An 18123-nucleotide genomic window follows, 5' to 3' on the forward strand; every position below is an offset into this window, starting at 1 on the left:
TTTTATAACTGATGCGAGGCATCAGAGTGTCGAGAACGATTTTCACTGGTTACTAGTACTATTATGGTTTTCAATAAACGTATTCGCTCATCCTGTGCTCTTTTAATTGCTGCGATATTGGGGTTATCAGGATGTTCTTCTTTAATTTCTGGTGCCACTGAGAATCTTGCCTCTCAGTTGCAAGATACCATTAGTAATCACAACGATCCGGAAGTGGTTAAAGCGGCCTTACCCGCTTACATGTTGCTACTGGAAAGTATGCAAGATGCAGACGATCCTTCCGTGGACAGTCTCATTAGTGCCGCGCAATTGTACGTTGCCTATAGTGGCGCGTTCGTTACTGAGCCAGACAGGCAAAAGAAATTATCCCAACGCGGCTTTGATTATGCCAAATCTGCTATTTGCGCCCACAAAGCGGCGTTTTGTGGTCTAAAATCGTCAGACTATGACAGCTTTTTAGACATCATAGAGCAGGCAGAATTGGAGGATGTCGCTGTGTTAGGCACCTACGGTACGGCTTGGGGAACTTGGTTGAAAGCCAATAGCGATGATTTTAATGCCATTGCAGACTTACCCAAAATTACTCGTTTAATGGAGCGTTTGGTGGCTCTGGATGATGATTTTCAGCAAGGCAATGGACATTTGTATTTGGGCATCATACATACATTGACGCCTCCGGCGGTTGGTGGCAAACCCGTGTTGGCAAAAAAACACTTTGAGCGCGCAATAGAAATATCCGGACAGCAGAACCTGATGATGAAAGTGACTTACGCTCAGCAGTATGCCCGTATGTTATTTGACAGAGAGTTACACGATAAATTGCTAACAGAGGTTGTTAATGCTGATCCGGTTGTTCCCGGTTTAACGTTGAACAATACCCTGGCGCAAGATGCAGCAAAAGCACTGCTTGATAGTGCAGAAGATTATTTTTAAGAGAGCAGATACACCATGTTGTTAAGGATTTTATTGCTTGGTTTGGTTGTGACCTCGGCTTCGATATCAGCCAAGACCTTGAAAATTGCCACTTTATCGCCTGAAGGCTCTATCTGGATGCAAAAGTTTCGTCAGGTAGCAAGTGAGGTTAAAGAGCAAACCGATGGCCGCGTGAAGATTAAGTTTTACCCTGGCGGCGTGATGGGAGATGACGAAGCGGTTTTGAAAAAAATCAAAATCCGCCAGCTTCATGGTGGTGCGATGACTGGAGGTAGTCTGTCGCGTTTTTATGCTGATAGTCAGGTTTATTCATTGCCTTTGAAGTTCGACAGTTTAAGTCAGGTACGCAAAGTGCGTAATGAAATTGATGCCGATATCTCCCAAGGCTATGAAGACGGTGGCTTTGTTACCTTTGGACTGGCCGGTGGTGGTTTTGCTTACATCATGTCGAAGCAGCCGATTGCCCATCCTGAAGACTTGAAAGGCCGTAAAACCTGGGCGCCAAGTGCCGATGCAGCAACGGTGGCTGCATTTGATGCCTTTTCTATCTCGCCTATTCCACTGGGGATTGGGGATGTGTTGGCGGGCCTGCAAACTGGCCTGATTGATACGGTAGCGACCTCACCCGTGGCGGCGATTACCCTACAGTGGCATACGCAAATAAAACACGTCACACAGGTACCACTTATCTATGTGTATGCGGTGTTGGCAGTGCAGAAAAAAGCGTTTGATAAGCTCAAACCAGAAGATCAGCAAGTGGTGCGCAGTTTGTTTGGCAAAGCCTTTAAAGAGTTGGATGCTGAGAGTGAAAAAGACAACCAAAAAGCGTTGGACGCACTGGCAGCGCAGGGTATTAATTTGATCACGCCAGATGCACAGCAATTGGCGGCCTGGAAGAATCTTGCTAAAAAAGCCGAGCAAGCCATGATCGATCAAGGTGCCGTTTCACAATCTATGGCTGACAAACTCGAGCGTCTTTTGGCGGATAAAGCAGAATAAATTAATAATGGCAGGGAAGGGAAAAGACAAGCATCCTGTGATTCGAATTGTTGAGCTACTGGAGCAGACGGTTCTGGTGGCTTTATTCGTTGCGCTGGTGGGTTTAACTTGTGCGCAGATCCTGCTGCGCAATCTGTTTGATTCAGGGATCGTGTGGGCTGATGATGCTATCAAAGTATTGGTGCTTTGGGTGGCTATGTCGGGGGCACTGTATGCTACGCGCACGGCTCGTCATATCAGCATCGATGTGATTTCTCGTTTTTTACCTTTACATCTGGCAAGACTGACCCGTCGTTTATTGTTTACACTAACAGGCGCGGTTTGCATCGTGGCCGCCTGGTATTGCTATCAATTTGTATTGCTAGAGTTTGAAGATCCAACATTAGCTTTTCTGACCCTGCCAACCTGGTTTACCCAAGCGGTTATCCCTGTCACCTTACTTTTGATGGCGTTACGGTTTTTATGGTTAGCCGTTTGTCTGCCTGAAGAACTGGAGTCCGGCGCCTCATGATGCTTCTGACAATGCTACTGGTGGTACTGCTGTTATTGATGGGAATGCCGTTGTTTGCCGGTATTCTCGCGATCGCGATGCTAGGTTTTTATTCAGTGGATATTGATTTGATGGTTATTGCCATTGATATGTATCGCATTACTGAAACCCCGCTCATCGAAGCTATTCCCTTGTTCACCTTCGCTGGTTATTTGCTCAGTGCCAGTAACAGTTCACAGCGCTTAGTGAAGTTAACCCAAGCTTTGTTGGGTTGGATACCTGGCGGCCTTGCTATTGTGGCGTTTATCACTTGCGCGTTATTTACTGCCTTTACTGGCGCATCTGGGGTGACGATTGTAGCCCTCGGTGCACTATTGTATCCGGCATTGCAGCAAGCGGGTTATCAGCAAAAATTCAGCTTAGGATTAGTTACCACTTCCGGTAGCTTGGGTTTATTGTTCCCGCCATCTTTGCCCTTGATCCTGTTTGGCGTTATTGCCTTGCAACTGGATATGCCCGTCAGTATGACCATCGAAGATTTGCTGGTGGCTGGGTTATTACCTGGTTTATTGATGATTGTGATGCTATCCGCCTGGAGTATGTGGATGCAGCGCGGTAATCAGATAGCGCGCCAGTCATTCTCTTTTCGCGAGTTGGTGGATGCTGCTAAGTTGGCTAAGTGGGAAATCCCATTGCCGATAGTGCTCTTGGGAGGTATTTATTCCGGCTTTTTCGCTTTGTCCGAGGCGGCGGTTGTGACCGTGATTTACCTGCTGATTGTTCAGGTGCTGGTTTACAAAGATATTTCCCTTAAGAAATTGCCTGCGCTGATATGTGAAGCAATGGTGATGGTAGGTGGAATCCTCATCATACTCACTGCATCACTGGTACTCACAAGCTATTTCATTGAGATTGAAGCGCCGACGCAATTGTTTGATTGGGTGAGTCAAAGGATAGATAGCCCACTTAGTTTTCTTATTATGCTCAACCTGTTCTTGTTGGTACTAGGAGCATTTTTAGATATTTTCTCTGCCATTGTGATCATGGTACCGCTGTTGTTACCTATAGCGCTGTCCTTTGGTATACATCCAGTGCACTTGGGCGTGATTTTTCTGGCCAACATGCAAATCGGTTACCTGACTCCGCCTGTGGGAATGAACCTATTTATTGCCAGTTATCGTTTCGGTAAGCCGATTACTGAAATTTATAAAGCCACTTTGGGGTTCGTTGCGGTGTTATTAATTTCGCTCGTCATTATCACCTATTGGCCAGCCCTGTCTTTGGTATTCATTCAAGAATAATTAGCTGTCGCTGGATTTCTATGCTGTGCTTGCCTGCGCTTTAGTTTATAATCCGGGGATTTTTGATTCGCCCATTTTATCCGGGCAAGTTTGATTGCCGAAATTCACCCTGAGTGATATCGGAATTCATCAGTTGTTAAGAAATAAAGGTTTTTTAATGCGCACCAATTATTGCGGAAATATAGATGCAAGTTATGTAGGTCAGACAGTGACATTGTGTGGCTGGGTAAATCGTCGTCGTGATTTGGGGGGAGTGATCTTCCTTGATTTACGGGATCGAGAAGGAATTGTTCAGGTGGTTTACGATCCGGATTTGCCTGAGTTATTTGATACGGCAAACTCCTTGCGTCAGGAATTTTGCGTAAAAATCGAAGGGCTTGTGCGCGCCAGACCAGAAGGTCAGATCAATAAGCAGATGCGCACTGGTGAAATAGAGATCCTGGGTAAAGGTCTGGAAATATTGAGCAAAGCTGATGTTTTGCCATTGGACTTCAATCAGGAAAACTCAGAAGAGCAGCGTTTGCGCTATCGTTATCTGGACTTACGTCGTCCGGAAATGTCTGACAAAATCAAATTCCGTGCGCGCGTGACCAGTGCGGTGCGCAATTTCCTGGACCAAAATGGTTTCCTGGATATTGAAACGCCGATTCTGACCAAAGCTACCCCAGAAGGTGCACGTGACTATCTGGTGCCCAGCCGTACGCACAAAGGTCAGTTTTTCGCTTTGCCACAATCCCCTCAGCTGTTCAAACAGTTGCTGATGATGTCGGGCATGGATCGCTATTACCAAATCGTTAAGTGTTTCCGTGACGAAGACTTGCGCGCCGACAGACAGCCAGAGTTTACCCAAATTGATATCGAAACCACCTTCATGGATGCCGATGGTGTGATGGCCGTCACCGAAGAGATGGTGCGTGGTTTGTTCAATGATTTATTGGACGTGGAACTGGGCGAGTTTCCGAAAATGTCTTATGCCGAAGCAATGCAGCGTTATGGCAGTGATAAGCCCGATTTGCGTAATCCTCTGGAAATTGTCGATGTTGCTGACCTGGTTAAAGACGTTGACTTTAAAGTCTTCAGTGTTCCGGCTAACGATCCCAAAGGCCGTGTTGCCGTGATCCGCGTACCGGGTGGTGCTAGCTTGTCCCGTAAAAACATCGATGAATACGGCAAGTTTGTTGGCATCTATGGCGCGAAGGGCCTGGCCTGGTTGAAAGTGAACGACAAAGACGCCGGCATGGACGGTTTGCAATCTCCGATCCTGAAATTCTTACCTGAAGAGGTTGCTACAGCCTTGTTGCAAAGAACGGGCGCTGAAACCGGCGATATTCTGTTATTTGGTGCTGATTCCTATACAGTAGTTTGTGAAGCACTGGGTGCGTTGCGCTTAAAACTAGGCACGGATCTGGATTTACTGCAAGGTGAATGGCGTCCGTTATGGGTTGTGGATTTCCCTATGTTCGAAGAAATCGACGACCAATTCCACGCTTTGCATCACCCATTTACTGCCCCGCGTAATATGACACCTGCTGAGCTGGCTCAGGCACCGGGAACAGCGCTTTCTGATGCCTATGACATGGTTTTAAATGGCGTTGAATTAGGTGGTGGCTCGGTGCGTATCCACAATCAGGATATGCAGCAACAGGTGTTTTCTATCTTGGGTATCGATGAAGAAGAAGCGCGCGAAAAGTTTGGCTTCTTATTGGATGCGCTTAAGTTTGGTGCTCCACCTCATGCGGGTCTGGCATTTGGCTTGGATCGCATGGTGATGTTGATGACCGGCTCTGAGTCTATTCGCGACGTAATGGCATTCCCGAAAACCACTACGGCTGCCTGTCCTCTGACAGATGCTCCCGGATTTGCCAATCCGCAACAGCTGCAGGAATTGGCTATCGCTTCCATCGCCAAGGAAAGCGAATAAACTATGGGATACAAGCGACCAGAATCCGTTTTAGTGCTGATCTATGATCCACAAGATCGGGTTCTGGTGCTACAGCGCAAGGATGATCCCGACTTTTGGCAATCGGTGACCGGAACCATAGAACTGGAAGAGTTGCCCATAGAAACCGCGGCGAGAGAAGTCCAGGAAGAGACGGGGATTGATATCATTGGCTGTGGTTATGAGCTTGTGGATACTCGAGTTATTAATCAATTTGAGATCCGCCCCCAATGGCGTCACAAATACCCCCCAGGTGAGTTCACCAATACAGAATATGTATTTACGGTTTGCGTGGACAGTGCCAAGCCCATCGTCCTCACTGAACACATTACCCATTGTTGGTTGAGCCCAGCTGAAGCGCAGAAAAAAGTTTGGTCACAAAGCAATAAAGAAGCCATAGAAAACCATTTCTCAAATGTGTCCCCGTAACTTTTATCTCAAGCAAAGTAACCTGAAACGAGGCTCGTTTTGGCTATCATTTTAGGGATAGATCCAGGCTCTCGAGTGACTGGATTTGGCATTATTGAGCAAAGTGCCAATAAAACTCGTTATCTCGGTAGTGGTTGCATTAGAGTGCAAGGGGAGGGGCTGGCTGAGAGATTAGAGCAAATCTTTGCCGGCGTGACGCAAGTCATTGAACAGTACCAACCGGTGCAATTTGCCATTGAACAAGTGTTTATGGCGAAAAACCCCGATTCAGCGCTAAAACTCGGCCAGGCGCGAGGCGCGGCAATTGTCGCTGCAACGCAAAAGAGTTTGCCTGTGGCAGAGTATTCTGCCAGACAAATAAAACAATCAGTGGTGGGCAAAGGCAGTGCTGAAAAAGCCCAGGTGCAACACATGGTGATGCATTTACTGAACCTCAATAAAAAACCTCAGTCAGATGCCGCTGATGCCTTGGCAGTGGCACTTTGTCATCTCCACACCCAGCAAAACCTTATTAAACTAGCCGGGCAAGCCTCTAAAACCGTACGAGGACGCTTGCGCTAAGCGTGCTGCACTGATACTGTATAAAAAAACAGTTCGTTATAATAATAACTAAGAAAGAGGTAGAGCATGATAGGCCGTATTCGTGGCACATTAGTGGAAAAACTCCCGCCTGAAGTATTGATCGACGTATCTGGGGTGGGGTACGAAATACAGATGCCCATGACCAGCTTATACCAGTTACCCGAGCTTGGTGCCGAAGTGGTGGTGTATACCCACTTTGTGGTGCGGGAAGATGCCCAGTTGTTATTTGGCTTTGCCGACCGGCAGGAGCGAGCGCTGTTCCGGGAACTCATCAAGGCCAATGGCGTAGGGCCAAAAATGGCACTGACTATTATGTCGGGTATGACCGCCGGACAATTTGCTCAGGTGGTTAATCAGGGGGATGTTTCCTCGTTGGTCAAGCTTCCTGGCGTCGGTAAAAAGACGGCAGAACGCTTATTGGTGGAAATGAAGGACCGCTTAAAAACGGTGTTTGGCAATGTTGAAGCTATGGCGGTTACACCGTTGGATATTGGAGAGCTCGCGCCATCAACCGCGATTGGCAGTGCTCGTGATGAAGCGTTGAGTGCATTGTTAGCGCTAGGCTACAAACCGCCCCAGGCAGATAAAATGCTAAAAACTGTCTTTACCGAAGAGGCTTCGGCAGAAGAGCTTATTCGCGACGCGCTGAAAAGCGTTGCCTGATTTTATTTTTGAGCCCGATTTTATTTTTGAGATAGTCACATGATAGAAGCCGACCGTATTATCTCCTCTGACGTAAAAAATGAAGAGGAGGCAGTCGATAGAGCCATACGGCCCAAATTACTGGCAGATTACACCGGACAAGATCACGTCTGTGATCAGATGGAAATTTTCATTCAGGCGGCCAGACAACGCCAGGACGCATTAGATCACCTACTTATTTTTGGACCGCCCGGCCTTGGAAAGACCACGCTGGCCAATATAGTGGCCAATGAACTTGAGGTTAATATTAAAACCACATCCGGTCCGGTGTTAGAAAAAGCGGGCGATCTGGCGGCTATGTTAACCAATCTGGAAGCACACGATGTATTGTTTATTGATGAGATACATCGTTTGAGCCCGGTGGTGGAAGAGGTGCTCTATCCAGCGATGGAAGATTATCAGCTGGATATTATGATTGGTGAAGGACCTGCGGCGCGCTCCATTAAACTTGATTTGCCGCCTTTTACCTTGATTGGCGCCACCACAAGAGCCGGCTCCTTAACTTCTCCACTTAGAGACCGCTTTGGCATTGTTCAGCGCCTCGAATTTTATAATGTTAAAGATTTAGCCAGTATCATTGCCCGATCAGCGCGCTATTTAAATATGGAGCTGGACGAGCCTGGGGCGTTTGAGATCGCTGCCAGATCTCGCGGTACCCCGAGAATAGCTAATCGACTGTTGCGCCGCGTACGGGATTACGCTGATGTTAAAGGCTCTGGTGTTGTGGATAAAAGCATTGCCGCAAAAGCGCTGGATATGCTGCATGTGGATGCAGAGGGCTTTGATTATATGGATAGAAAGCTGCTTTCAGCCATTCTGGAAAAGTTTGCCGGCGGGCCCGTGGGTTTGGACAATCTGGCGGCAGCCATCGGTGAAGCTAAAGATACTATCGAAGACGTGATTGAGCCCTTTTTGATCCAGCAAGGATTTTTACAGCGCACACCCAGAGGCCGCATTGCGACTCAACGCACCTTTAGTCATTTTGGCTTGAGTTACGAAAATCCCGAATCAAATTAACGGATATTTCTGCTGTAGCAGATGAGAAATTTTCAGGGACACAGAAAGAAAAATGCCCGCTTAAAAGTTAAGCGGGCGAAAACAACAAGTGTTGAAGGAAAATAAATCCAAGGAACATATCCATGAGAATCAAGTTGAAGAACTGCTGTGCAAATTAAACAGTTACCTGCCTCTCTGAAGTTGTGTGCATTGTACAGTGATCCAGCAATGCTTCAACTGAAATAAATTCATCATTCGCATTAGATAAACTAATGTTAATCATTCGTTAATATTCTTTAGTGTTGTATTAAATATACGCAAAAAATAATAATTACCCTTTAAATACAATGGCTTGCGATGTTTTGTGGTGCTTGTCCACTCATGAATTAATGTCTTGCTACCTGTTTTAATGGTGAGGTTTGTGGAAGTGGCTGAGTTATTTGTTATTTGTTTCAAAAAATTTAATTATTAAGGACTTGTTTTGGCCATTGAAGCTAAGGCTAATTGCTTTGGAATTTTAATATGTATAACAATTTCAATGCTTTAATGTTGAAATTCAGGTTATTGGGTGGCATTTGCAATGATTGCCTTTAACCCTTTAAAAGTAAAAGACACCGATAAATGAATTTAAACTGAATCAAGCCTTTCACAACTGTGTTATCTTACAGCCAAATCTTAATGACAAAAATAGTCAGAGACGCAATATGCATAAATGGCAAGTCAGGGTGTATTACGAAGATACTGACGCGGGCGGAATTGTTTATTACGCTAACTATCTCAAATTTATGGAGCGAGCCAGAACGGAGTGGCTGAGAAGTCTCGGTATTGAACAGACAGATTTATTGCAACAATCTATCGGTTTTGTGGTCAGAAAGGTGGAAATTGAAAATCTACAGCCCGGCAAATTTAATGATTTGTTGTGTATTTCCAGCCAAATTGTAGAATTAAAACGAGCCAGCTTGGTATTCCAGCAGGATATACACAATCAAAGCAATAATAAGTTGGCCAGTGCGTTAATCCGGGTAGCTTGTGTCGATTTAGAAAAGATGCGACCTCTGGCTATACCGAAATCAATATTAGGGGAACTTACTCGTGTCGTCTGAGCTATCCTTTTTCGACCTGTTTTGGCAGGCCAGTATTCTTGTGCAACTGGTAATGCTGGCGCTACTCATCATATCCGTTGTTTCATGGGCATTTATTTTTCAACGCAATAAAGCGCTATCACAAGCCAGCAAAGAAATTAAGAAATTTGAAGACCGCTTCTGGTCTGGGGCTGACTTGAATAGACTCTATCAAGAATTATCTGCCAGGCAATCAATTGGCGGCTTGGCCAGCTTGTTCTGTGCCGGATTCAAGGAATTTGTCAGGTTGAGTAAAAGCTCTACCACTCATCCAGACGCCATTATGGACGGTACCCATCGCGCCATGCGGGTATCACTATCTCGCGAAGTGGACAGCCTTGAAAGCCATCTGCCATTCCTCGCAACGGCAGGTTCCATCAGCCCCTATATCGGCCTGTTTGGAACGGTGTGGGGTATCATGAATTCCTTCATCGCATTAGGTGGTCAACACCAGGCGACACTGGCCATGGTAGCGCCAGGTATTGCTGAGGCGCTTATTGCCACCGCAATGGGCTTGTTTGCTGCCATTCCTGCGGTGATAGCTTACAACCGTTTCAGCCATCAAGTTGAGAAGTTAGAGAATAACTACGCCAATTTCATGGAAGAGTTTTCCAGTATTCTGCACAGACAAGCGCTGGCAAACAGTAAAGACGGGCAATAACCGGGAGTCTCCTTATGGTTGTTTATGTGAGAAAGCGCCGACGTCCCGTTTCTGAGATTAACGTCGTTCCCTACATTGATGTGATGTTGGTGTTGCTGATCATTTTTATGGTGACAGCGCCACTGGTTACTCAAGGCGTTAAAGTGGATCTGCCCAAAGCAGAAGCCGAGCCTTTAAAAGAGGACAGCAAACCGCCGCTTATTGCTTCTGTGGATGCTGAGGGTAAATACTATCTCAATGTGGGAGACACCCAGAAAGATCCTTTATCAGCAGAGGATTTGGCAGTGTTGGTGGCTAAGCATCTGCAAAAAGAGCCCGATACCCCGGTGGTGGTTAAAGGTGACGGCAATGTACCTTACAATAATGTAGTGCAACTTATGGTGTTGCTACAACGAGCTGGTGCACCGTCGGTTGGATTAATGACTGATATGCCTGAAGCATGAACTGGTTGCTGCATCCCGTAGGTAAATCTTTTGTTTTACACCTTGTCCTGGGCACGGTGTTGGTGGTGAGTGTGCACTTTTCACCCACCCCTCAGCTACCTGAATCTAATAATACAGCTCAACCCATAAATGCCGTGGTTGTGGATGCCGCGGAGATTAATCAACAATTACAAAAAATAGAACAAGAAAAGCAACAAAAGCTAGAAGCCGAGCGACGTAAGAAAGAAGAACAACAACGACGGATCCGCGAGCGGGAAGAAGAAGTACGCCGTGCTGAACAAGCAGCAGCCGAGGCGCGCAAGCGCAAGCAGGAAGAACAAAAGCGAGTAGCTGCTGAAGCTGAGCGCAAAAAGCGGGAAGCCGCAGAAAAAGCCAAACGCGAAAAAGCTGAGCGGGAACGCAAAGAACGCGAGCGCAAAGAAGCTGAGCGCAAAAAAGCTGAGGCAGAAAAAAAACGCAAGGAAGCCGAACAAAAGGCCAGAGAGGAAGCTGAACGAAAAGCACAGGAAGCGCTTGAAAAGGCAGAACAAGAGCGCATATTAGAAGAACAATTGAAGACTGAACAAGCGGCTCGAAATGCCAGACGACAAAGACAGGTCATGTCGGAGATTGGTAAATATACGGCATTGATTGAGCAAACCATCAAGCGCAACTGGATTGTGGATCCGTCTATGAAGGGCAAGTCTTGTCGACTCAATATTCGCCTGGCATCCAATGGTTTGGTGACTCAAGTGACTACCCTGGAAGGCGATGCTAATGTTTGCCGGTCTGCCCATTCTGCGGTGCTAAAGTCAGATACATTACCTGTGTCATCTGATCCGGAGGTGTTTGCTGAAATGAAAGAAATTAATTTAACGTTAAAACCATGATGGTGTGCAAGTGACTGGAAAGATAATGAGTTTTCATAAGACACTGGTAAATAAATTGAATTTAATTTTATTGCTGGCGATGTTAGCGGTGACAGGCAAGGCATACAGTGCTTTAGAGATAGTTATCACCGAAGGCATAGATTCAGCGAGACCCGTGGGAATAGTGCCATTTAAATGGAAGGGCGATGGCATTATGCCCGGTACGTTAGCCGATGTAATTTCTGCCGATTTAATGCGCAGCGGAAAATTCAATCCGCTATCCCAGGCAGATATGCCACAAATGCCAACGGCTGATAGCGAAGTGGATTACACCGCTTGGGCATCAAAAGGCGTTGAGGTGATCCTGGTTGGCACGGTAGAGCCTTATTCCTTAGATCGTTACCTTGTTAGCTTTGAGCTAATCGACGTGATCCGTGGACAGATCACCGGTGGAAACGCCCGCGTACTCAGTGCAGGCAAACTGGTTGATTCCAGAGACCATATACTGGACTCGCGACAGATTGTGGTGGATGGCAATAAGTTTCGTCGCCATGCCCATTACATTAGTGATGTCATCTATGAAGAGTTAACCGGCATCAAGGGGGCATTCAGAACTCGAATTGCCTATGTTACGGTGAACCGCAAAGAGGGTAATAAAACCCCATTTCAACTAGTTGTTGCCGATTATGACGGTGAAAACGAGAGCATTTTGTTGAAGTCTCCAGAACCGTTGATGTCGCCTTCCTGGTCTCCTGATGGTAACAAACTGGTTTATGTCAGTTTTGAGAATCGTCGTCCGCAAATTTTCATGCAGGACATCTACAATCGCAGCAGAACTCGTCTGACTGATTTTGATGGTATTAATGGCTCACCAGTGTTTTCACCAGATGGTCGCCAAATCGCCATGGTTTTATCTAAAGACGGCAATACTGAAATTTATCTTTTGGATATTGCAAGTAGAGAAACCCGTCGTTTGACCCGAAACAGGTATATAGATACAGAACCAAGTTGGACTCCGGATGGAAAAAGCATCATATTTACATCAGAACGGGGTGGTAAACCTCAGATTTATCGCGTAAATTTAGCATCTGGTAAAGTTCGTAGGTTAACTTTTCAGGGCGAAATGAACTTGGGTGGAACTGTCACTCCAGACGGAGCGGACATGGTTATGGTAAACCGCACTCAAGGTAACTATCATATTGCCCGACAAGATTTTAAAACCAGTACAATGCAAGTATTAACGAAGACTTATCTGGATGAGTCGCCGAGCATTGCACCAAATGGAGCTATGATTATCTACAGTACATTACATCAAGGCCAACAAGTGTTGTCATTGGTGTCGTTGGATGGTCGTTTTAAAGCAAGATTACCTGCAGCAGAGGGTGAGGTGAAATCTCCCAGTTGGTCTCCCTTTCTACTGTAACGAAGATTTTTAAATGAGATTCATAAATTATAAGGATCAAGAGGATGCAACTAAATAAAATAATCAAAGGGGTGTTCATCGCTCTACCAGTCGTCACACTTATGGCTTGTTCATCCAGCCCAAGTTCATCAGACGCTGAAGCTGCACGTAACGCGTCTAACTCCAGTGCCAGCTCTTCTACTAGCGGTTCTGAAAACTCTGGTGTTGAAGTCGGCACTGTAGTTAAAGAGAAGTCACCTGAAGAGATTCGTCAGGAGCAAAAAGAAGCCTTGATGCGCAATCAAGTTGTGTACTTTGATTTTGACCGTTCAAGTGTAAACAGCGAATTCTACAGCTTGTTAAATGAGCATGCAGAGTTTTTACGCAACAACCCGTCACAGCGTGTAACTATCGAAGGTCACTGCGACAAGCGCGGTACACCAGAGTACAACATCGCCTTGGGTGAGCGTCGTGCTAAGTCAGTTGAAACCTTCATGCAAAACGCCGGTGTAAGTGCTTCTCAAATCTCTGTAGTTTCCTACGGTGAAGAAAAGCCAGTAGCGATGGGTGACACTGAGCGCGCTTTCAAACTAAACCGTAGAGCGGTTTTGGTATACAACTAAGCTAACCAATGAAATTAAACAAGTTAGTTTGTTGTTCACTGGTGCTGTGGGGGGCTTCTGCAGTAGCTCAAGCACCAGTTGAAAACCTCAATTCCAAAAGCTTGATGGAACGTTTAACGATCCTGGAGCGCACAATCTCCGCACGAAACGATGCACAGCAAGTGATTCAAATTCAACTGGATGAAATGCAGTTGGAAGTGAATGAGCTACGTGGTGCCGTTGAACTTCATACCCATAAGCTCGAACAAATACTGCAACGGCAACGCGAGCTTTATCTGGAGATTGACCGTCGTGTTGAATCTCTGGCTCAAGCCCCCGTTTCTTCAGTTGATGTGTCCGAGCCTGTGGTTAACGAAACTCAGCTAGAGTCAGAGATGTACGATGGTGCTGTAAATCTTATTCTCAAAGAGAAGAAGTACGATGAAGCCATTCCAGAGTTTCGGGCGTTCTTAAAGAGCTACCCACAGTCAGAATATGCACCCAATGCACATTACTGGTTAGGGCAGTTATTATTTAATAAACGTGATTGGGGCGCTGCTGAGCAGCACTTTGAACAGGTGGTTAAGTTCTACCCTGATTCAGGCAAACGTGCTGATTCAATATTGAAGTTGGGCGTAATTGCGCAAAAGCGCTCTAATATTGCCAAAGCAACACAATTATTTGAGCAGGTCATTGCTGAATATCCGAATGCCTCGGAAAAACGATTGGCTGAAACGCGTTTAAAAAATATAAGAGAAGGCGCTAATTAGTGCTGTAAATATGGTCGAATTGTGGAGATATTCATCGTTCGATCCTATTTCTGCAATATTTGTGTAATTTATCCTTGCACCTCGCCAAGATTTAAGTATTATACGCGTCCGTCGCCGAGAGGCACAGAAGAAAAGGGTCGTTAGCTCAGTTGGTAGAGCAGTTGACTTTTAATCAATTGGTCGCTGGTTCGAATCCAGCACGACCCACCACTTCTTCTAAAAAATCTATCTAATACAATCTGATATGTGGGTCGTTAGCTCAGTTGGTAGAGCAGTTGACTTTTAATCAATTGGTCGCTGGTTCGAATCCAGCACGACCCACCACTTATACATCATGGCTCTACCCCATAAACGGGGGATCAGCATTCATCTAGTTCTATTTATTATTCCATCCCATCCACAATGGGTCATTACTCTTATTCGATAATTTTCAAAATTTCTGAAGCCATAAGCGCGTCTGGATATCATTTCCATTTTGGGCTCTACCCCATAAACGGGGGATCAGCATTCATCATCTACTCTCATTAATAACAAGAGTTGTGGATCTTGCTTGAGCGCCATGGATGGTGTGAATGTCTAATTTTGCCGGGAGCAAAATTAGACGAGCGCCATGGATGGCGTGAATGTCTATTTTGCAGGGAGCAAAAATAGACGAGCGCGAACCCGAAAGACAATATGCTGTTTTCAGGTCCAGGAAGGAGAGGGGAAATAATGAAAGACCAGAAAGACTTATCGGATAAAATAACCTATGGGTTTCCACTCTCCACTTGCCTTACTCATGGGCAGGGTCTCAATGGAGTTGGCTTTGTTTTCAAATTTGGAATTAAAAACCAGCATCGCATACTCGCCGTCAGGTAAACCGGGTAATTGGGTCATGACATCTAGAGATTGTATGCTGCGCTGTTTGTTCTTTCCGAAAACACTGCGTGCCTGACTAACCGCTTCTTGCCATTGTTGTGCTGTTACCTGACTGTGAACTAAAGCGTCAGCTACTTGCCAACCGGCAACATAATCACCATTATCAATCAGGCTAAGCCAATTCAGGGCATGTTGCTGAATTATGGCTTTTTCTGTTGAATTACTGTCATCTTGCAGTTCAAGAGTGCTCGTTTCATCGCTTGTTGCGGTTGTGCCAGTTTCGGAAAGTAGGGTAAGCGGTGCAATCAATACTAAACTCGCTAACATACAGGTAACGGCGATTAATGCTTTTTTGCGTTTAATAACGGATATAGGGGAGGGAGCAATCTCTGGTACCGACTCCATTAGATCGCCGGGAATAAGCCCAAACGCCATCGCAATTGCTTTGATTGAGTCTGGTGAGCCAGAGCCATTATTTTCAATGCGTTGTACAGTGCGCAAGCTTAACCCTGAAACATCGGCCAGGTGTTGCTGGCTCCAGGCTTTTTCTTTGCGATAGTTTACAATTTTGCTTGCGTTTATTTTCATATCCATCTTTCAGCCCTCTTGGTTATTAAAACAGAAGTCTTATTAATCAGGCTGTTGTTGTCTACGTCACTTTTACGTCAGGTTACGCCATAGCTGCTGTGCAAGCTAGTTTTTGAGAGTTTGAATGCGAGTTTTATTATTGATGTAATTCGATTGGGGCATCCGTATGGCCGCTTTTTTGATCTTTAATACCGTTACTGCTGTTTTATTAGACAGAATTAACTTTAATTATTTCTTTGTTAAAGTATAATTTCGCGCCCAATTTTTGATTAAGTGAGTTTAGGGTTGCATGAACCAACCAGCCAAAATTGATATCGATTATTCTTTTCCTGTGAAGCCCCCTGTATTAACTGCGGTGCAGCAGCAAGAGTACAAGCAACGCATCAAGTCTTTGCTGAAAGAGAAGAATGCGGTGTTGATTGCGCATTATTACACTGATCCTGAAATCCAGGCGTTGGCAGAGGAAAGCGGTGGTTTCATCTCTGACTCACTGGAAATGGCGCGATTTGGTAAAAATGCAGAGCAAGACACACTAATCGTGGCAGGCGTTAAATTCATGGGCGAAACCGCTAAAATATTGAGCCCGGAAAAAACTGTTCTGATGCCAACGTTAGACGCTACCTGCTCATTGGACTTGGGTTGTCCCATTAAAGAATTCGATGAGTTTTGTTCGGCACATCCTGACAGAACCGTTGTGGTTTACGCCAATACTTCTGCTGCTGTTAAAGCACGAGCAGATTGGGTGGTCACCTCCAGTATTGCCCTGGAAGTTGTTGAGCACCTGGACAGCCAAGGTGAAAAAATCCTTTGGGGACCTGATCGTCACCTGGGTAATTATATTGCCAAGCAAACCGGTGCAGATATGCTGATGTGGCAAGGGGAGTGTATCGTTCACGATGAGTTCTCAGCTAAAGCCTTGTTAGATATGAAAAAGGTTTATCCTGATGCGGCGATTTTGGTACACCCTGAATCACCTGCCAGTGTAGTTGAGATGGCGGACGCAGTTGGTTCTACGTCACAACTGATCAAAGCGGCACAAGAATTACCTAATCAGCAGTTGATCGTCGCCACCGACAAAGGCATTTTTTACAAAATGCAGCAACTGGCTCCAGGAAAAACCTTTATCGAAGCGCCCACGGGCGGCAACGGTGCCACCTGCAGAAGCTGTGCACATTGCCCGTGGATGGCGATGAATGGCTTAGGTGCGATCGAGAATGCGTTAACCGATACTTCTGGTCACGAAATTTTTGTGGATGAGGCGTTGCGCGAAAAAGCCTTGATCCCACTAAACAGAATGCTGAATTTTAAAGCCAATATGGCTTAATTGACGAGCAATTACTCAGTTAGGCAATTAATTGCAGATTAGGGCTTGATTCGCCAATACGAAAACCCTAATATACGCGACCTGTTTGAGGGGACACCCCTCCAGAGTAAAAGTTAATAGGTGAGATGGCTGACTAATTTGTCTGGAACAAATTAGACCATGCGAAGCATGGCCCGAAGGGCGGAGGCAGGATGCCGGAGTAACGCGCACGAGTAGTGCGCCGACGTTTAGATTACACTGAAGTTTAAACGTCAAATAGAACAAGTTAATAGGTGAGATGGCTGAGCTGGCTGAAGGCGCACGCCTGGAAAGTGTGTTTAGGTTAACCCCTAACGAGGGTTCGAATCCCTCTCTCACCGCCATATACTAAAAAACCCGCGTAATGCGGGTTTTTTAGTATATGGCGGTGAGAGAGTATGTGGTGAGAAGCCTTCGGTTCGACAAAATCGTCTGGAACGATTTTATGTCCCACATCCCTGTGGTCCACTTGCTTCGCAAGCCAGCCTTCGGCTGTTCTGATTTGTTCCTACAAATCTTGGTGGACATCGCTTGCGATGGTCGCGAAGCGACCGCAGGTTTTTGCTCCTGCAAAATCTGCATTCTTTACATCCCTGTAAATCAAATACAGGGAAGTATTTTACAATCCCTCTCGCTGCCTGCATGTTCCCAATGTAGTTTATTAGTGGTTTTAATTCCGTAATCCCGGGTACGGTAATGAAAACAACTCAAAAGCCTGAATACCCCCAATGCGGGTTTTTTCGTATATGGCGGTGAGAGAGTATGTGGTGAGAACCCTTCGGTTCGACTGGATTGTAGGGAACAATCCAGAACATCGGAGGAACGACGATGGCCTGAAAGGCGAGGGCAGGGATAGCCCGAGTACAAAATCGTCTGGAACAATTTTATGTCCCACACTCCTGTGGTCCACTTGCTGCGCAAGCCAGCCTTCGGCTGTTTTGATTTGTTCTTTACAAAAAAGAGTTTTTTCACAGTTCAACACTACCTTGCAGATAGCTTCTGAAAATCTGCACTTTGTTTAGTTCGAAGTGCTATTCGGGGTTCCCTTTACACGCAGTAAGCTAAGTATTCAGATGAAACAACAATGAGAGGTATCAGGGAAGATACCTCAATCAAT

Annotated in this window: 18 protein-coding genes, 3 tRNA genes and 1 pseudogene; 20 read left to right on the plus strand and 2 right to left on the minus strand. The window is 45.8% G+C overall.

Going from position 1 to position 18123, the window contains the following annotated elements:
- The first annotated feature begins 63 nt into the window (after positions 1–63).
- The 18 genes from ACXAGP_RS21060 to ACXAGP_RS21145 all read left to right on the plus strand — a co-directional run bounded on the left by ACXAGP_RS21060 (position 64) and on the right by ACXAGP_RS21145 (position 14542).
- A complete protein-coding gene (locus ACXAGP_RS21060) occupies positions 64–933 on the plus strand; it encodes a TRAP transporter TatT component family protein (protein WP_475263724.1) in 870 nt (289 codons plus the stop codon).
- 15 nt (positions 934–948) lie between these two features.
- Positions 949–1932 carry a TRAP transporter substrate-binding protein gene (locus tag ACXAGP_RS21065; protein WP_475263725.1) on the plus strand — a complete coding sequence of 328 codons (984 nt, stop codon included), beginning with the start codon at positions 949–951 and terminating at the stop codon, positions 1930–1932.
- A gap of 7 nt (positions 1933–1939) precedes the next feature.
- A complete protein-coding gene (locus ACXAGP_RS21070; RefSeq protein ID WP_475263727.1) occupies positions 1940–2443 on the plus strand; it encodes a TRAP transporter small permease in 504 nt (167 codons plus the stop codon).
- The gene (locus tag ACXAGP_RS21075) at positions 2440–3723 is read left to right on the plus strand and encodes a TRAP transporter large permease (protein ID WP_475263729.1); all 1284 of its coding nucleotides are present in this window, start codon (positions 2440–2442) and stop codon (positions 3721–3723) included. The genes ACXAGP_RS21070 and ACXAGP_RS21075 overlap by 4 nt, the downstream gene beginning before the upstream one ends.
- 157 nt (positions 3724–3880) lie before the next feature.
- Entirely contained in the window at positions 3881–5644 is a 1764-nt protein-coding gene (aspS, locus tag ACXAGP_RS21080) for an aspartate--tRNA ligase (RefSeq protein ID WP_475263731.1), read from the plus strand.
- A 3-nt stretch (positions 5645–5647) separates the two neighbouring features.
- On the plus strand, positions 5648–6091 hold the full coding sequence (nudB, locus tag ACXAGP_RS21085; RefSeq protein WP_475263732.1) for a dihydroneopterin triphosphate diphosphatase: 444 nt from the start codon (positions 5648–5650) through the stop codon (positions 6089–6091).
- 39 nt (positions 6092–6130) lie between these two features.
- Positions 6131–6652 carry a crossover junction endodeoxyribonuclease RuvC gene (gene ruvC / locus ACXAGP_RS21090; protein WP_475263733.1) on the plus strand — a complete coding sequence of 174 codons (522 nt, stop codon included), beginning with the start codon at positions 6131–6133 and terminating at the stop codon, positions 6650–6652.
- A 66-nt stretch (positions 6653–6718) separates the two neighbouring features.
- Entirely contained in the window at positions 6719–7336 is a 618-nt protein-coding gene (ruvA, locus tag ACXAGP_RS21095; protein WP_475263734.1) for a Holliday junction branch migration protein RuvA, read from the plus strand.
- 39 nt (positions 7337–7375) lie between these two features.
- Positions 7376–8392, plus strand: coding sequence for a Holliday junction branch migration DNA helicase RuvB (gene ruvB, locus ACXAGP_RS21100; protein ID WP_475263735.1), 1017 nt, complete (start codon positions 7376–7378; stop codon positions 8390–8392).
- 683 nt (positions 8393–9075) lie between these two features.
- A complete protein-coding gene (ybgC, locus tag ACXAGP_RS21105; RefSeq protein ID WP_475263736.1) occupies positions 9076–9474 on the plus strand; it encodes a tol-pal system-associated acyl-CoA thioesterase in 399 nt (132 codons plus the stop codon).
- A complete protein-coding gene (gene tolQ / locus ACXAGP_RS21110) occupies positions 9464–10153 on the plus strand; it encodes a protein TolQ (protein WP_475263738.1) in 690 nt (229 codons plus the stop codon). The genes ybgC and tolQ overlap by 11 nt, the downstream gene beginning before the upstream one ends.
- 14 nt (positions 10154–10167) lie before the next feature.
- The gene (tolR, locus tag ACXAGP_RS21115; protein ID WP_475263739.1) at positions 10168–10596 is read left to right on the plus strand and encodes a protein TolR; all 429 of its coding nucleotides are present in this window, start codon (positions 10168–10170) and stop codon (positions 10594–10596) included.
- On the plus strand, positions 10593–11465 hold the full coding sequence (tolA, locus tag ACXAGP_RS21120; protein WP_475263740.1) for a cell envelope integrity protein TolA: 873 nt from the start codon (positions 10593–10595) through the stop codon (positions 11463–11465). The genes tolR and tolA overlap by 4 nt, the downstream gene beginning before the upstream one ends.
- 79 nt (positions 11466–11544) lie before the next feature.
- On the plus strand, positions 11545–12867 hold the full coding sequence (gene tolB / locus ACXAGP_RS21125) for a Tol-Pal system beta propeller repeat protein TolB (RefSeq protein ID WP_475263802.1): 1323 nt from the start codon (positions 11545–11547) through the stop codon (positions 12865–12867).
- Between the two features lie 44 nt (positions 12868–12911).
- Positions 12912–13469 (plus strand): peptidoglycan-associated lipoprotein Pal, encoded by a 558-nt coding sequence (gene pal, locus ACXAGP_RS21130; RefSeq protein WP_475263741.1) that lies wholly within the window; start codon positions 12912–12914, stop codon positions 13467–13469.
- A gap of 8 nt (positions 13470–13477) precedes the next feature.
- Positions 13478–14218, plus strand: coding sequence for a tol-pal system protein YbgF (gene ybgF / locus ACXAGP_RS21135; protein ID WP_475263743.1), 741 nt, complete (start codon positions 13478–13480; stop codon positions 14216–14218).
- A gap of 134 nt (positions 14219–14352) precedes the next feature.
- A tRNA-Lys gene (locus ACXAGP_RS21140) sits at positions 14353–14428 on the plus strand.
- 38 nt (positions 14429–14466) lie between these two features.
- Positions 14467–14542, plus strand: a tRNA-Lys gene (locus ACXAGP_RS21145).
- Positions 14543–14584: 42 nt separating this feature from the next.
- Here ACXAGP_RS21145 and ACXAGP_RS21150 read toward each other — a convergent pair.
- Positions 14585–14707 (minus strand): annotated as a pseudogene (locus ACXAGP_RS21150) (transposase); the annotation flags it as partial.
- Between the two features lie 240 nt (positions 14708–14947).
- Positions 14948–15664 carry a DUF4019 domain-containing protein gene (locus ACXAGP_RS21155; RefSeq protein WP_475263744.1) on the minus strand — a complete coding sequence of 239 codons (717 nt, stop codon included), beginning with the start codon at positions 15662–15664 and terminating at the stop codon, positions 14948–14950.
- Positions 15665–15953: 289 nt separating this feature from the next.
- Here ACXAGP_RS21155 and nadA point away from each other — a divergent pair, with 289 nt between their 5' ends.
- Together nadA and ACXAGP_RS21165 are read left to right on the plus strand one after the other, a co-directional pair.
- Positions 15954–16988 (plus strand): quinolinate synthase NadA, encoded by a 1035-nt coding sequence (nadA, locus tag ACXAGP_RS21160; protein WP_338293281.1) that lies wholly within the window; start codon positions 15954–15956, stop codon positions 16986–16988.
- Positions 16989–17259: 271 nt separating this feature from the next.
- Positions 17260–17350 (plus strand) — tRNA-Ser (locus ACXAGP_RS21165).
- Positions 17351–18123: the final 773 nt, after the last annotated feature.

Source organism: Planctobacterium sp. AWM4_229, assembly GCF_056160305.1.

Coding starts and splice junctions, on each gene's coding strand:
- pal (WP_475263741.1), top strand. CDS start 12,912: ATGCAACTAAATAAAATAATCAAAGGGGTGTTCATCGCTCTACCAGTC.
- ybgC (WP_475263736.1), top strand. CDS start 9,076: ATGCATAAATGGCAAGTCAGGGTGTATTACGAAGATACTGACGCGGGC.
- tolB (WP_475263802.1), top strand. CDS start 11,545: ATGTTAGCGGTGACAGGCAAGGCATACAGTGCTTTAGAGATAGTTATC.
- ybgF (WP_475263743.1), top strand. CDS start 13,478: ATGAAATTAAACAAGTTAGTTTGTTGTTCACTGGTGCTGTGGGGGGCT.
- aspS (WP_475263731.1), top strand. CDS start 3,881: ATGCGCACCAATTATTGCGGAAATATAGATGCAAGTTATGTAGGTCAG.
- ACXAGP_RS21060 (WP_475263724.1), top strand. CDS start 64: ATGGTTTTCAATAAACGTATTCGCTCATCCTGTGCTCTTTTAATTGCT.
- ACXAGP_RS21070 (WP_475263727.1), top strand. CDS start 1,940: ATGGCAGGGAAGGGAAAAGACAAGCATCCTGTGATTCGAATTGTTGAG.
- ACXAGP_RS21065 (WP_475263725.1), top strand. CDS start 949: ATGTTGTTAAGGATTTTATTGCTTGGTTTGGTTGTGACCTCGGCTTCG.
- ruvB (WP_475263735.1), top strand. CDS start 7,376: ATGATAGAAGCCGACCGTATTATCTCCTCTGACGTAAAAAATGAAGAG.
- nadA (WP_338293281.1), top strand. CDS start 15,954: ATGAACCAACCAGCCAAAATTGATATCGATTATTCTTTTCCTGTGAAG.
- tolA (WP_475263740.1), top strand. CDS start 10,593: ATGAACTGGTTGCTGCATCCCGTAGGTAAATCTTTTGTTTTACACCTT.
- nudB (WP_475263732.1), top strand. CDS start 5,648: ATGGGATACAAGCGACCAGAATCCGTTTTAGTGCTGATCTATGATCCA.
- ACXAGP_RS21155 (WP_475263744.1), bottom strand. CDS start 15,664: ATGAAAATAAACGCAAGCAAAATTGTAAACTATCGCAAAGAAAAAGCC.
- ruvA (WP_475263734.1), top strand. CDS start 6,719: ATGATAGGCCGTATTCGTGGCACATTAGTGGAAAAACTCCCGCCTGAA.
- tolR (WP_475263739.1), top strand. CDS start 10,168: ATGGTTGTTTATGTGAGAAAGCGCCGACGTCCCGTTTCTGAGATTAAC.
- ACXAGP_RS21075 (WP_475263729.1), top strand. CDS start 2,440: ATGATGCTTCTGACAATGCTACTGGTGGTACTGCTGTTATTGATGGGA.